This is a genomic window from Paenibacillus lentimorbus NRRL B-30488 (genome assembly GCF_000411595.1).
GTDB classification, from domain to species: domain Bacteria; phylum Bacillota; class Bacilli; order Bacillales; family Bacillaceae; genus Bacillus; species Bacillus velezensis.
Genome location: NZ_ANAT01000032.1, coordinates 46984 through 61746 on the forward strand (window position 1 = coordinate 46984; position 14763 = coordinate 61746).

14 protein-coding genes and 3 pseudogenes are annotated in these 14763 nt (G+C 50.4%); 4 read left to right on the forward strand and 13 right to left on the reverse strand.

Annotated elements, in window-relative coordinates; genetic code table 11:
• Positions 1–13: 13 nt before the first annotated feature.
• The 6 genes and pseudogenes from D368_RS16155 to D368_RS16180 all read right to left on the reverse strand — a co-directional run bounded on the left by D368_RS16155 (position 14) and on the right by D368_RS16180 (position 5537).
• Positions 14–1020 (reverse strand): annotated as a pseudogene (locus D368_RS16155) (5-oxoprolinase subunit C family protein).
• A gap of 2 nt (positions 1021–1022) precedes the next feature.
• Complete coding sequence (gene pxpB / locus D368_RS16160; RefSeq protein ID WP_012116821.1) at positions 1023–1754, reverse strand: 5-oxoprolinase subunit PxpB; 732 nt, start codon at positions 1752–1754, stop codon at positions 1023–1025.
• Positions 1755–1783: 29 nt separating this feature from the next.
• Positions 1784–2578, reverse strand: coding sequence for a putative hydro-lyase (locus D368_RS16165; RefSeq protein WP_101562712.1), 795 nt, complete (start codon positions 2576–2578; stop codon positions 1784–1786).
• A gap of 4 nt (positions 2579–2582) precedes the next feature.
• Positions 2583–3788, reverse strand: a pseudogene (locus tag D368_RS16170) (NRAMP family divalent metal transporter); the annotation flags it as partial.
• Positions 3789–3818: 30 nt separating this feature from the next.
• Entirely contained in the window at positions 3819–4583 is a 765-nt protein-coding gene (locus tag D368_RS16175) for a 5-oxoprolinase subunit PxpA (RefSeq protein ID WP_128574977.1), read from the reverse strand.
• A 204-nt stretch (positions 4584–4787) separates the two neighbouring features.
• Complete coding sequence (locus tag D368_RS16180) at positions 4788–5537, reverse strand: Cof-type HAD-IIB family hydrolase (protein WP_003156292.1); 750 nt, start codon at positions 5535–5537, stop codon at positions 4788–4790.
• Between the two features lie 127 nt (positions 5538–5664).
• Here D368_RS16180 and D368_RS16185 point away from each other — a divergent pair, with 127 nt between their 5' ends.
• Complete coding sequence (locus tag D368_RS16185; protein WP_003156294.1) at positions 5665–5829, forward strand: hypothetical protein; 165 nt, start codon at positions 5665–5667, stop codon at positions 5827–5829.
• A gap of 37 nt (positions 5830–5866) precedes the next feature.
• On the opposite strand, the gene D368_RS16190 is transcribed toward D368_RS16185, so the two are convergent.
• The 5 genes from D368_RS16190 to D368_RS16210 form a co-directional block, all read right to left on the reverse strand.
• Positions 5867–6262 carry a 3-hydroxyacyl-ACP dehydratase FabZ family protein gene (locus D368_RS16190; RefSeq protein ID WP_063636984.1) on the reverse strand — a complete coding sequence of 132 codons (396 nt, stop codon included), beginning with the start codon at positions 6260–6262 and terminating at the stop codon, positions 5867–5869.
• A 69-nt stretch (positions 6263–6331) separates the two neighbouring features.
• Positions 6332–7453, reverse strand: coding sequence for a mannitol-1-phosphate 5-dehydrogenase (locus D368_RS16195; protein WP_101562710.1), 1122 nt, complete (start codon positions 7451–7453; stop codon positions 6332–6334).
• A 1-nt stretch (position 7454) separates the two neighbouring features.
• On the reverse strand, positions 7455–7886 hold the full coding sequence (locus D368_RS16200) for a PTS mannitol transporter subunit IIA (RefSeq protein WP_012116817.1): 432 nt from the start codon (positions 7884–7886) through the stop codon (positions 7455–7457).
• Positions 7887–7911: 25 nt separating this feature from the next.
• Positions 7912–9351, reverse strand: coding sequence for a PTS mannitol transporter subunit IIBC (locus D368_RS16205; RefSeq protein ID WP_014720723.1), 1440 nt, complete (start codon positions 9349–9351; stop codon positions 7912–7914).
• Between the two features lie 175 nt (positions 9352–9526).
• On the reverse strand, positions 9527–9868 hold the full coding sequence (locus D368_RS16210; protein ID WP_003156306.1) for a hypothetical protein: 342 nt from the start codon (positions 9866–9868) through the stop codon (positions 9527–9529).
• A 176-nt stretch (positions 9869–10044) separates the two neighbouring features.
• On the opposite strand from D368_RS16210, the gene D368_RS16215 reads away from it, so the two are divergent.
• From D368_RS16215 to D368_RS16225, 3 genes and pseudogenes are all read left to right on the forward strand, one after another.
• Positions 10045–10617, forward strand: a complete 573-nt coding sequence (locus D368_RS16215) for a DeoR family transcriptional regulator (RefSeq protein ID WP_128574978.1) — start codon at positions 10045–10047, stop codon at positions 10615–10617.
• 32 nt (positions 10618–10649) lie between these two features.
• A pseudogene (locus tag D368_RS16220) lies at positions 10650–12277 on the forward strand (copper resistance CopC/CopD family protein).
• Between the two features lie 12 nt (positions 12278–12289).
• A complete protein-coding gene (locus D368_RS16225) occupies positions 12290–12901 on the forward strand; it encodes a YcnI family copper-binding membrane protein (RefSeq protein ID WP_012116813.1) in 612 nt (203 codons plus the stop codon).
• A gap of 45 nt (positions 12902–12946) precedes the next feature.
• Here D368_RS16225 and gdh read toward each other — a convergent pair whose 3' ends face one another.
• Both gdh and D368_RS16235 read right to left on the reverse strand, forming a co-directional pair.
• Positions 12947–13732 carry a glucose 1-dehydrogenase gene (gdh, locus tag D368_RS16230; protein ID WP_070081367.1) on the reverse strand — a complete coding sequence of 262 codons (786 nt, stop codon included), beginning with the start codon at positions 13730–13732 and terminating at the stop codon, positions 12947–12949.
• Between the two features lie 20 nt (positions 13733–13752).
• Positions 13753–14616 carry a RhaT/GlcU family sugar-proton symporter gene (locus D368_RS16235; protein ID WP_063174364.1) on the reverse strand — a complete coding sequence of 288 codons (864 nt, stop codon included), beginning with the start codon at positions 14614–14616 and terminating at the stop codon, positions 13753–13755.
• Positions 14617–14763: the final 147 nt, after the last annotated feature.

The window sequence follows — 14763 nt, forward strand, 5'->3', positions numbered from 1 at the left end:
TTTAGCCCCTTTGTCAGATCACCCATTCCATTTTGAGCCTTGCTTTCAGCTCCTTCAGCTGCTGTTCCTTCTCCAGAAGCAGCATTTCCGCTTCCTCCAGCGAAACGGCCCGGAACGTAATATGTTCCCCCGGCATCGTTTGGGCGACGAGAGGAAGATCGGCGGATATGATATGCGCCATCCGCGGATAGCCCCCCGTCGTCTGTCTGTCAGCCAGCAGAATAATCGGATTGCCGTCCGGCGGCACCTGCACCGTTCCGAACGTCACGGCCTCAGATACCATTTCCAGCGGCTCCCGCAATTCAAGCGGAGCGCCCTTCAGCCGGTAGCCCATTCGGTCGGATTGAGGCGTGACCGTATATGACTCTTGATAAAAACGTAATTTTGCTTCTTCTGTAAAAGCGTGAAATTGAGCGCCTTCAAGCACTCGTATGACCGGATTTTTTTCAGCGGCAGAAACCCTCTGCTGCTGACAGACCAATCAGGCGCTGAGAAACCATGCTGTCCGAAAGAATCGCTCAGACGGTACGCGATTGATTCCGAACATGGCGTCATACGGCCGAGCGGCAGCTCATCATCTTTTTGCAGCGCTCTTCCGCAAAAGCCGCCGATCCCCGCTCTGACATACGTGCTTTTGCTTTCCATGACGGCGGGCACGTCAAATCCCCCCGCGACGGCGAGATATGCGCGGCTCCCCATCTTGCACGGCCCGAATGAGACGACGCTGTTTTCCTTTATCAAAACCGGTTTCCACAGAGGGGCGGGCTCCCCATTAATATGAAAGGCGAAATCCGCCCCCGTGACGGCAATAACCGCGGGTTCTGAGAACTCAAAGGAAGGCCCGGGCCCCATAAGCGTAACTTCAAGCCCCGCCTCTTTTTCTTGATTTCCGGCAAGAAGATTGGCGATGCGCAGAGAGATCGTATCCATTGCGCCGCTTCCCAATACACCGTATTTCTGATATCCCGTCCGTCCCGTGTCCTGAACCGTCGTCAAGAGACCGGGTTTTACCACTTTCATACTCATTCGGCTCCCTCCTTGATGCGGCTGTACTCCTCTGCTGTGATCCGGACGAATTTCACCGTATCGCCCGCTCTCAAAAGACTCGGCGGATGTTCTTCCGGCCTGAAAAGCCGGAGCGGGGTGCTGCCGATCAGCTGCCAGCCGCCGGGAGTGGATATCGGATAGACACCGGTCTGCATTCCCGCGATTCCTACTGAACCGGCCGGGATGGACGGCCTTGGCGACGCCTTTCTCGGCGCTCTGATCCGCTCAGACATTCCTCCTAAAAACGGAAACCCCGGCGCAAATCCGAGCATATAAACGAGATATTCGCCTTCAGTATGAATGCGGATGACGTCTTCCGGGGTCAGATCGTTCATCTCAGCGACCTCTTCTAAATCGGGACCGAAATCACCGCCGTAGCAAACGGGGATTTCCATCACCCGGCGCTCTTCTTTGCGGCCGGTCATTATATGACTGAGACGTTCTGTCACTTCTTTCTTGACCAGGGCAAAAGGAGAGACGCCTTTTTTTATGTTTGAGACGGCATACACGTCATAAAAGATCGTTAAGCTTGTGAATGCCGGAATACATTCAACGAAGCCCGGAAACGGCCGTTCTTCCATACAGGCTGCCGCCGCATGCACCCGGCTGTTGACCTCTTCGCTGATGTGCCCGCCAAAGCGGATGATAACGGCGGAATCACCGTACGGCTGTATATCAAGCGCTGTATTTCCGCTATACTGCATCATTGTCATCACCTCGTTGTATTCTTTCTCACTTACAGGACAGCAAGCGATTCATTTCGTATATCGGTGATCAGCATATGCCCCGGTGAATGTGTTATTACGATATCAGGCTTTGCTTCCATGATCACCGCCTGGGGTGTAACGCCGCAGGCCCAGAATACGGGAACTTCACCTTCCCGCACCGTTACGGCATCTCCGAAATCCGGCTGATGCAAATCGCTGATGCCGATGCTTTGCGGATTTCCGATGCGGACGGGGGCGCCGTGCACGGCGGGAAAACGTGACGTGACCTGCGCCGCGCGGACTGCAAGCCTTTCCGGAATCGGTCTCATGCTGACGACCATCTTTCCTGAAAACGGGCCCGCCGGAACACAGTCAATATTTGTTTTATACATGGGAACGTTCACGCCTTCATCGATGTGCCTGATTGGAATGTGCTGATTGATAAGGGCCTGCTCGAATGAAAAACTGCAGCCGATCAAAAACCCGATACAATCATCCTTCCAATACGGCGTAATATCCGTTACCTCTTCAGTAAGCACGCCATGCCGATAAATCCTGTATTTCGGAAAGTCCGTCCGGATATCAGCTCCCGGCGCCGCTATTGCCGGAACAGGCGAACCCGCATCCGTCACATCAAGCACCGGACAAGGCTTTTGATTACGCTGGCAGAATAAAAGAAAATCAAAGGCAAGATCCTTTTGCAAAACGACGAGATTAGCTTGTGCGTAAGAAGCGGCCAACCCCGCCGTCGGCCCGGTCATCTGCCCTTTCCTGATAAGCTGTCTGACTTCTTCGGGACTCGTATCTCTCATATGGTTTTTCATATCATCAGCTCCATAGCTGCGGCATTTGCGAGAATAATGTATAGATGCCCATAACCGCCATGACAACCACTACGATCGCCCCTGCAATCGTGAGCCAGATCGGATGCTTGTAATCGCCGACGATTTTTTTCTTATAAGCGCCCAACAGAATCATCGCTAATGCAAGCGGCAGAATTAAGCCGTTAAGCGAACCGACCGCGACCAGAATTTTGGCAGGCTGGCCGATCGTGACAAAAATAAGAGTGGATACAATGATAAAACCGATAATTACGCCATGTGAGTGCTTTTCGATTTTTGCCGAAAACGATTTGAAAAATGATACCGATGTATAGGCGGCGCCGATGACAGACGTGATAGCGGCAGACCACATGATGACGCCGAAAATTTTATAGCCGACATTTCCCGCCGCAAGCTTGAACACAGAAGCCGCGGGATTATCAGGATCGATGCGCAGGCCCTTTGAGACGACGCCGAGCACGGCGAGAAACAGGGCAATCCGCATAATAGATGTAATCAAGACGCCCGTGATGGAGCTTTTCGTGACCTGAGGAATGACTTCTTTCCCTTGGATGCCTGAATCAAGCAAGCGGTGGCCGCCGGCAAATGTAATGTATCCGCCGACCGTGCCGCCGACAAGCGTCACGATCGCCAGCACACTGATATGATCAGGCATAAAAGTTTTCACAACGGCGTGTCCGACCGGCGGAGCCGTCGTTACGGCAACATACACCGTCAATACGATCATGACGATTCCGGCGATCTGCATAAAACGGTCCATGACTTTTCCGGCTTCCTTTATGACGAAAATCAGAACCGCAATCGCAGCGCTGATTAAAGCGCCGATCTCCGGTTTGATTCCGAATAATACTTGAAGACCGAGACCCGCGCCGCCGATGTTTCCGATATTAAACGCAAGTCCGCCGAGCACGACCAGAAAAGCAATGGCATAACCGGCGCCCGGAAGCACCATATTGGCAATCTCTTGGCCGCGCTTTCCGGAAACCGCGATAATCCGCCATACATTGGTTTGCGCGAAGATGTCCAAAATAATAGAGATTAAAATGATAAAGCCGAAGCTTGCCGCCAATGTATTGGTAAACGTGGCCGTTTGCGTCAGAAAGCCGGGCCCGATTGATGATGTCGCCATCAAAAATGTCGCGCCTAAAAGAAGCGACCATTTGCCGGAAGCCTTTCCGGCTGTTTTTTCTTTTGCTCCATGCTGTCTTCCTCCCTCTGCTGCTCAGTCTTTTGCAAGCGCGCTGATTTGAATGTCTGCCGCTTTTAATTCTTTTTTGATTGTTTTTGCGAATGTCAGCGCGTGGGCGCCGTCTCCGTGAATGCAGACCGTGTCCGCTTTCAGGTTTACAGCTTGTCCCTTAAGTGATGTCACCGTGCTGTTTTTCACCATTTGAATCACTTGACCGACCGCTTTTTTGTCATCCTGAATCAGCGCATCCGGCTCTGAACGCGGCGTCAGCGTGCCGTCTTCCTGATAGGTGCGGTCCGCAAACACTTCGCTTGCCGTCCTCAGTCCGATTCGATCTCCCGCTTTAATCAGCTCGCTTCCGGAAAGCCCGAAAAGAACGAGTCCGGGATCAAAATGAAAGACCGCCTGAGCGATGGCTTCTGACAGGCCGGGATTGACGGCGGCCATATTATATAAAGCGCCGTGCGGCTTCACATGCTGCATCTCGACACCTTCCGCTTTTAAAAACCCTGACAGCGCGCCGATTTGATACAGCGTCAGATCATACGCTTCCTCGGGCGTAATCGCGATCTGCCGCCGCCCGAATCCCTGCAGATCGAACAGCCCGGGATGAGCGCCGATTTTCACGCCTTTTTCGGCCGCAAGCGCAACCGTTTTGCGCATCACGCTGGGATCACCCGCATGAAAGCCGCAGGCGATGTTTGCAGATGTCACATAATCCAAAATCTCTTCATCCAGTCCGATTTTATAAGCACCGAAACTCTCTCCTAAATCACAATTGATGTCAATCTGAAACATAAGCTCCCTCCTGTATTGTAAACGTTTTATTTTATTATCATTCCGATATTCGGAACGATTATTCCGAATTGTTGAATTTCTCTTCATTATATTTAATTCTGACAGGTTTGAACATCCTTTTGTCAGAAAACCTACCATAGACCTAGTCACAAATCTGACAAAACAAAAAAGAGAGCCTCATGCTGAGACTCTCTCTTTTTTCTATTATAACACCCAGTGGCGGATCGCTTTGGCGACCCCGTTTTCCGTGTTGACATCAGTCACCCAGTCAGCTGTTTCTTTCACGATGTCCTGCGCGTTCCCCATGGCGACGCCGACACCCGCTTTTTCAATCATGGCAATGTCATTCAGACTGTCACCCATGGCCATCACATTTTCCATCGTGAAGCCGAGTTTTTCCGATACCTTCGCCAGCGCAGCCGCTTTGTTGATACCGAGGGCATTGACTTCGATGTTGATCGGACTTGAGTTTGTGATTTCGAGCTCCTTGTATTCCTTGAGCTCTTTCAGCACCTCATTCCGCACTTCATCATCCTCAATTTCGAACCCGAACTTGAGCCACTGATGATCCGTAATCGTTTCCGGGAATTCCCCTCTCCACACTCTATCGACGGTGGAAGCCCAGAAATTCGTGTTGTGCTTATTCCTCAGATCCCATAATTTTTGAATATGATCGGTATGAAGAAGCTTGCGCTCAACCAGCTCAAAGTTGGAATCCCAGATTTCGCTGCCGTTTGCCGTGATTAAAAAGGATGACAGCTCGAGAGACTCAGCCAGTTCGCGGCAGGTCATCAGCGTGCGTCCGGTGCTGATGACGACGTGAATTCCTTTCGCCTCCGCTTCCTTGATCGCCCGACGGTTTTCCTCCGGGATGAGCTGCTCGTCATTGAGCAGGGTTCCGTCCATATCAATCGCGATCAGTTTAATATCTGCGTCTTCTCTTTGTATCGGCATATATGTACCTCACTTTTTATATTGTAGTCGTCTCTATTTTAATACATATGACCCACAGGAACAAAAAACCGCTCCTGACGTTTGGCGGGGAGAACGTTGAGGAAAAGAAATATTGAGGTGATGGAGGATGAAAGAAAGAAAACAGAAAAACAAACCGAATGAAAATCCTGAACATCATGATTTAACCGATCCGATTCCGCTGGAAGAACTGAAGGAAAACGCCAATGACGAAAAACACAAACACGACCAAAGAGACAATTCACAGAGTGAAAGAGATTATGATACAAAATAACACGCTTGTCCGAAAGCCGCCGCTGGAGGCGGCTTTTTTACGATGGCTGGATAAATATGCTGAGTTCAGCTTCCGCCACAGGCTTCCCGGCAACGGACGCTTTCGCCCGGCCGAACACAAAACCGCGTCTGATTCGCGTGACCTCAAAAAAAAGATCCAGACGGTCTCCCGGCAAAGCGGCACCTAACCTTTCCGCTTTCTTCACCGCGGATAAGAGACCGAGGCCGTCACCGCCGGTAATTCCCGCGCAAGCCGCCGTTTGGGCCATTGCTTCAACGACGAGCGAAAATGGCATCTCTTTTTGGGATTCAGTTATAAACCAGTCATTTTCACTGATGTTTTTGTAAGCACCCGCCCATTTTCCGGCTTCACTGTTCGTCGTGCCGTCAATCAAAAGAAACGGAAAACGATGGGGCAATAGCTTCTGATTCATCACGCAGCCTCCCTTCTCTCTCATTATAACGCAAGAAAAAACCCGCGTCCCCCCGACGCGGGTTCATTTTTATTGATTGAGCTTTTTGAGCACGATGCCATGCAGCGGTTCATGCGGCTGAATACCGCAAATGTCTTGAAGAACGCCGCTCGTGCCTTTTTCCGCGATAAGCTTTTGCAGCTCAACCGCTTCCGGATCATCCTGATAGTCAAAGCGCAGGGCGGCGGCGATACCTTCTGCCAGCGCGTTCGGTTCTTTTATTTTTTTGGCCGGCCCTACTAATCTGTCATTCGCGCCGAGTTTTCTGAGCGGTGATCTGGCGACTCTTGTCACATCATCCGTGATGTATTCATTTTCAAAGCGGCCGATGATTTTTTTCATGTACTGCTCATGTTCGGATTGCTTAAAGCCGTACGCTTTCACCAAGTACTCGCCCGTTTCTGAAAGTGCATCGTACACGACACGCCGGATTTCAGGATGGCCGATGGCCTCTTTGACGGTTTTTAATCCGCGCTGATAGCCGACATACGCCGTGACGGCATGCCCGGTATTGACGGTAAACAGCTTTCTCTCAATGAAAGGCGTAAGATCATCCGTAAACAACGCGCCTTCCAATACCGGCTGATCGCCGGCAAAGCCGGTTCTGTCTATGACCCATTCAAAAAACGGTTCTACGGATACTTTCAGCGGATCTTCATGGTGCTGAATCGGCACGATCCGATCTACCGCAGAATCCGGGAAGCCGACTGTCCGGTTCACGAGTTCCCGCTCCGCTTCCGTCAAATGTCCGAAAACTTCTTTTTTCAGAAAACTGCTGCCGCCGATCATATTTTCACAGGCAATGATATTGAGAGGCTCAGAGGACGTTCTGCGCTTCAGACCTTCCGCGATGGACGGGGCGATGAGTCTGAGAACGTTCGGGCCCACCGCCGTCGTAATGATCGCCGCTTCATTAATCAGCCCGTACAGCTCTTGTTCTTGCACCGCGCTGTTGATGGCTGAAACGGGGCCGATGATTTCTGTCTGCCTGCCGCCGTCGGCAAGCTCCACGGTATATTCCTTCTTTTCATTGAGAAGGCTGACCATCGTTTCATTCACATCAGCGAAAACTACGTCATAGCCGGAATGATGGAGCAGGGCGCCGATAAAGCCCCGCCCGATGTTTCCCGCTCCGAAATGAAGGGCAATCATGTCAGTTCACCTCGCTGAAAATAGCGGCCAGTTCTTCTTCCGTCTTTGCACTGATCAGCCGTTCGATGTTTTCTTCCTCTGAGCAGATGATGGCGATGTTTGACAGGATGTCTAAGTGTTCATTGTTTTTTCCGGCGATACCGAAAACGACCTTTGCCGTATTGCCTTCACCGTATTCCACACCGTCCGGAATCTGGATGACGGAAATGCCTGAATGAAGCACCTCATCCTTCGCATCTTCCGTTCCGTGCGGGATCGCAATGAAATTCCCCATAAACGTGGATGATGTTTCTTCACGTTCGAACATTTTTTCCACATAGCCGTTCTTCACGTAACCGTTATCAATCAACGTCTGTCCCGCCAGGCGGATGGCATCCTCTTTTGAGTTCACTGTCTGGTTCAGTTTGATGTTCGCTTTAGCCAATACTTCCATGATGAAGATCCCTCTTTCTGTTTGATTAGTTTTTAAGCTTTTCAATCAGTTCATCGTATTTCGGGCTGTTTAAGAAATTATCAACCGAAATGTGCACCGCCTGCGGCAGCTTCGCTTTCGCGCGGTCAGTCAGGTCCTTATGCGTAATGACGATATCCGCGTCATTCGGAAGATTATTGATCGACGTATTTGTCACATCAATATCCAGGTCTGCTTTTTTCACTTTGTTTCTTAAAATGGAGGCGCCCATTGCGCTCGATCCCATACCCGCGTCACATGCGAAGATAATGCGGCTGACTTGGTCAGCGGAAATATCAGCGGCGCTGTTTTCCGGCTCTTCCTCTTTGTCTGCCAATGCGGCCGCCGCTTCACTTTTCCTGCCTTTCATTTCCTGCATTTTTTCCGCCGCGGCTGTCAAATCTTCTTCGCCCGCTTTAGACGATTTCAGAATAAGCGCCGAGACGATAAACGATACGGCCGCGGCAACGATGACGCCCGCCAGCACGCCGAGATAGCTTCCTTTCGGTGTCAGCGCCAAAATGGCGATGATGCTTCCCGGAGATGATGCGGCGACAAGACCCGCGTTAAAGATCGAGAATGTAAGCAGTCCGCTCGCTCCCCCGGCGATCGCCGCGAGGATCAGCATCGGTTTCATTAAAATGTAAGGGAAATAGATTTCATGAATCCCCCCGAAGAAATGAATGATCGCCGCTCCCGGAGCTGTCGATCTTGAAGAACCTTTCCCAAAGAACATATAGGCCAGTAAAATACCGAGTCCCGGCCCGGGGTTCGCTTCCACTAAGAACAGAATGGATTTACCCGCTTTGGCGGCCTGCTCGATTCCGATCGGACTTAAAATGCCGTGGTTGATCGCGTTATTCAGGAACAGGACTTTCGCCGGTTCTACGAAAACGCTTGCAATCGGCAGCAAATTCGCGTGGACAATGACTTCCACACCCGCCGCCAGCAATTTGTTAAGAGACAGGACGACCGGGCCGATCGCATAAAACGCGATAATCGTCAGCACCGCGCCGATAATTCCCGCCGTGAAGTTGTTGATCAGCATTTCAAAACCCTGTCTGACTTTATCTTTAAACACACGGTCTAATTGTTTAATGAGATAACCGCCCAAAGGCCCCATAATCATTGCCCCTAAGAACATCGGAATGTCCGCTCCGACAATGACTCCGATGGCGGCCGTCGCTCCGACGACTCCCCCGCGGTGATCATAGATCATTTTTCCGCCCGTATATGCGATTAAAAGCGGCAGAAGATACGTAATCATCGGGCTTACCAATGTATTCAGCTGCGGATTGGGAAACCATCCCGCCGGAATAAACAGCGCGGTGATAATTCCCCATGCGATAAATGCGCCGATATTCGGCATGATCATACCGCTTAAATAACTGCCGAACCGCTGTATCTTCACTTTCATGCCAGCTTGCTGTTCTTGCTGCATGTTCATTCCCTCCCTGTTTGCCTGCCTTCAGATGAAAATAAATAAGACACGGGGTTTCTCTCTCCCCTGTGTCTTCATCATAAAACGCTTACAATCCCCATTCAATGAAAAGTAAAGAGGAGTTTGGCACAGAGACTGTGACAAATCCTGAACAAAAAAAAGACACCTCATCAAAGGTGTCTTACCGCTTTCTGTATATAATGTGTCCTTTTGTGACGACGAGCTTGGCAATGAGCCGCTCACTGACAATAAACACCGGATACGCACATACGAGCGCGAAAATGGCGGCCGGCACATACCGCGCTGCCGGAAACATCGGCATGACGGCGGTTCTGGCCATCTGCACAAGATAAATCAAAAGCACCGTGATCGCAATGGCCGCAGCCATAATCGGAGCTGATACTTTATATTCACGCAATTTCACATGGCAATGCCCGCACTGAAACTGGCACGGGATCATGGATGATCTGACCATGTCGCCTGTAATCGGCTTGCCGCAGTTCGGGCAGGTCGTTTCTTTCATGTTTATTCCTCCATTCAACTCTTCTATTATAACAGAGTCTGACTGCGTGTTTTACATTTGTGATTGTTCAACATTTTTTCACATATTTTATCATCAGGCTCTTGTGTGCATTTGTGAAAACATCTACTCTTAGAGGGAGGTTCATCACTCATTCGCATAAAAAGGAGGATGCAGAATTGCTTCCGATTCACAGACAGCAAACCTTGCTTGAATGGCTGAAAGAAGAGGGCGCGCTGAAAATCTCTGACATAAGCGAGAGATTCGGCGTCTCCGAGATGACCGTGTACAGAGACGTCAATCAGCTGGCGGATGCAAACCGGATTATCCGGACACCCGGCGGCATTACGCTCCCTCCCGCTTCAGAACAAATCGCCAATCAATGCGGCTATTGCCTGCGGCCGATTCAGCATTCGTATTCTGTTCAGCTTATTACCGTTTCACAAGCCGTTGAGCAGATGTGCTGCATTCATTGCGCGATTTTGCGGTATGAGGATAAAAAGGAAGAAGTGTCCCACGTCATTTGTAAGGATTTTCTTCTCCAGACGACACTGACGGCCGCTTCCGCATACTTTTTAGTCCATGCCGATATTGACCTTCACTGCTGCCGGCCTCAGGCGATTCCCTTCTCAACGCTTGATTACGCAGAACGGTTTCAAAAAGGATTCGGCGGGGTCATTTGCACCTTTGACGAGGCGGCGGACATCATCTTACACGACAGGCAGAAGGGATGCACCTGCAGCAAGACATAACAACAACCAACCGGAAGGCGGTGTCATCATCCATGAGACAGAACAAACGCTGGCTCATCTTTTTGCTGTTCCTTGTTTTGATTCCGAAAACAAGCTTCGCCCACGCCTACATCACAAACTCAAATCCGGGTGAGAACAGCGAATTAAAACAAGCGCCGAAGCAGATTGAAATTGAGTTTAATGAACAGATTGAAGAAGGCTTCCACTCCATTAAGGTCTATAATTCATCCGGCGAACGGGTTGACGCGGGCAAAACGGTGATTCAAAAAATAATGCCCGCATCATGACCGCGGCATTGAAAAAAAATCTGCCGCATGATATTTACAGAGCGGAATGGAACGCGGTATCGGCCGACGGACATCCGGTATCCGGCGTCATCCCTTTCAGTATCGGAAAAGCCGGCGGTCAACTTCAGGAGCAGACATCATCGCAAGCGGCGCTTCATCCCGAAGCGGCCATCGACCGCGGTATTTTGTACACCGCTCTCTCCCTGTTTATCGGCACGGCTTTTTTCCATCTGTTTTGGTACAGAAATAATAAAGATTCATCAAAATCAAAACGAACTGTAAAGCTGCTCGTGATTTCTTTATGTTTAACGGGGCTCGCGCTCGTGTGCCAGCTCCCGATCCAGACGAAAGAAAACGCGGGCGGCGCTTGGAGCGCCGCGTTTCAGCCGGACTATGTAAAAGAAACGCTTCTGAAAACGGCAGGCGGGTACGTCTGGATGATCCAGATCAGCTTATTTATCCTGCTCGCCCTGTCGATGATCCCGCTGCTGAAGAAGAAAACATTCCGGTCATTTGCGTACTGGACGGCGCCGCTGTTGCTCTTCTTCGCTTCGCTTTTGGCAAAAGCATTCGCCGGGCATGCGGCCGTTATCGACGAAAAAGCGGTCGGCATCGCGATGGACTTTCTCCATTTATCGGCCGCGTCTGTATGGATGGGCGGTATAGCCGCTCTTGTGCTGCTTCTTTCATCAGAGTGGAGAAAAACCGATAAAACCATCGCTTGGGAAACGGTCAGACGGTTTTCTCCTTGGGCGTTCGCCTCTGTCGGCGTGCTGTTATTTTCAGGTGTGCTGAACGGATTTTTCATTATCCGCTCGTTTGATTCACTCTTTCACACCGCTTACGGCAAGACGCTCCTTTTGAAAATCGGACTGTTTGTCATCATGCTTGCGCTCGGCGCCGTTCACGTATGGATGACGAAGTTCAGCAGAAAAAGGAGCATCAGCGCAACGATAAAGGCCGAATGGGCACTAGGCATTGCGGTGTTATTCACAACCGCCGTCTTCACAAGCCTGCCCAGTCCGCCTCCGCCCGCGCCATTGCCTTTTAACGGCTCAGAAACGATCGGAAACGGGGAGACCCTGTCCTTGCACATTACGCCGAACCAGCCGGGTAAAAATGAATTTCAAGTCATTGTCACCGATCATAACGGCAGCTTAGTAAAAGACATTCAGCAATTTACGGTCACTGTTTACCAGACGGGCTTCAGCGGCAAACAGCATGAAAGCACCTTTGATTTGAAGAAGACGAAGGAAGGCACATTCGAAGCCGCCAACCTGTCCATCACCGAAAAGGGAAACTGGAAGATCAAAGTCCACGGGCTGACAAACGATTTTAATGAAATCAACCAAATATTCTCAACGACAAACTAAGGAGTGTATCTCATGTTGAAAAAAAAGGCTTTATTATTCATATCCGCCGTGACCCTGTCACTCGTCGGTTTTACGGCGGCAGCAAGCGCCCACGTCTCAGTCAAACCCGCGGAATCCGCGGCCGGTTCTTGGGAAACATACACGATGAAAGTGCCTGTGGAAAAGAATGAGCCGACAACGAAAGTCGTGCTGAAAATGCCCGCCGGCGTTGAATTTCAGCAGTATCAGCCGATTCCGGGCTGGAAAACATCCGTATCCAAACATGATGACAAAGCGGTCTCCGTCACTTGGGAAGCAAAGGACGGCGGCATTCAGCCCGGCCAATTCCAGCAGTTCACATTCGTTGCGAAAAATCCTGAAAAGAGCGGAGATGCCGCTTGGGACGCTTACCAATATTACAAAGACGGCAGCATTGTAGAATGGACGGGTGATGAGAAAGCCGACACGCCTCACTCGATTACGAAAATCACGAAATCGGCGAGCGTGACGGATGCGCACGGAGCTGAACAGTCAAACGAAGAAAGCAAATCCGGCGTATCAGCGCTTGATATTGCGGCCATCGTTCTGTCAGCTGCGGCGATTATCCTTTCCATCGCTGCGCTTGTAAAGAAAAAACGCGCGTAAGCAAAAAGCGATCCGGCTCTAAAGAGCCTGCGATCGCTTTTTTTCTTATCCGCGGCCTGCCTGGAAAGACGGATATTTGGTCATTCCCCCGTCAGCAAACAGCGTAATGCCGGTCACATAGCTTGATTCCTTTGAAGCAAGCCAGACGGCGACAGCCGCGATTTCTTCCGGCTCACCGATATATCCCATCGGAATCATGCTTTCCACATCTTTTCTCTGAACGGGATCCGCAAATTTTTCCGCGTTGATCGGCGTATTGATGGCGCCCGGTCCGATATTGTTGACACGGATGCGCTTCGGCGCGTACTCAAGCGCCAGCGTTTCCGTCATCAATTTGATACCGCCTTTACTCGCCGCGTAGTGAACAAACAGCGGCCACGGAATCATTTCATGTACGCTTGACATGTTAATGACGTTTCCTTGAATATCATTCTCTACGTAATATTTAATGGCTTCGCGGCTTCCTAAGAAAGCGCCGGTCAGATTGGTATTGATGACTTTGTTCCAGTCTTTAAGCGGCATTTCATGCGACTGAACCGGATTTTCCATGCCGGCGTTATTGATCATGACATCCAATGTGCCGAATTCCTTCACTGCGGTCTGCACGATGTTTTTGACATCTTCTTCTTTTGTGACGTCTCCTTGAACGATGACCGCTTCGCCTCCCGCTTTTTGAATCTCTTCTTTAACGGTTTGGGCGTCTTTTTCATTACTATAGTAGTTAATGACGACTTTCGCCTGCTCTTGTCCGAAACGGATCGCCATCGCTTTTCCTAATCCTGATGAAGCTCCCGTAATGGCAACGACTTTTCCTTTTAAATCCGTGTACATGTTCAAACCTCCTGCATATGTTATGAATTTGATTTCGCAACGCCTAAGAATACCGCGGCTACAATGATCAGGATAATCCCGATGGCAATGGCGACCAGCTGACGCTTCGTTTTGCTCTCACGAAGAATGAAGATTCCGCCGAGCGTGCTGATGACGATCCCCATTTGAGAGAGGGAAAAACTTGTCGCAACTCCGACGCGCGGCTGTGAGATGAACAGAAACATGTTCCCGAGCGCCCAGATGATTCCCGGCAGAATGTTCTTGATGGCGTACTTATTAAACGGTTTATGCTTGTACGTCAGGAGCAGTCCGCCGATGACCATCCCGATCGCCTGCGGCAGAAGCGCTGACCATCCGGATACACCGAACAGCCGGGCGACGACGACATAGACCAAATAGCCGAGCGTGGAGATCAGCAGGATGACAATGCCTTTTTTTAAGTTTCCCGGTTCTCCGTCCGCCCGCCCCTTTTTATCTTCTAAAGATGTGAGCACAATCCCGATGATGATAAAAATAAGGGCGAGAATACCCAGCGTAATCGCGATCGGGGTTGACCATTCTTTAAATACGATCACACCGAACAAAGAAGTCGAGACGAGCTGCATTCCCGTTGATATCGGCATCGTTTTTGAAACGCCCATCAGCTGTATGCTTTTAAGCTGATTGCTTTGGCCGAGCGACCAAAACAGCCCCGAGATGATGCCGACAATAAAAATGCGCCCGGACAGCACCGGATGGACAAACAGATACAGCACAAACGAAACGATGAGCGCCCCGATTGTCGTTCCCAGCGTCTGGCTGTAAGGCCCGCCGCCTAATTTGACGTTAAATAACACGATGCTCCCCCAAAATAAAGCCGGGAGAAGAGCCAGTAATATATCCATGATGGCGACCTTCTTTCAATCGTATTTGCTGTTATTTTGTCTGGAATCGAACCGATTATTCCCGCAAGATCAAAAAAGCCTGCCGGCGATATTCACCGGCAGACCGCTCAATAAAAACAGCCCCGCTTAGAAGCGGGGCTTTCTTTT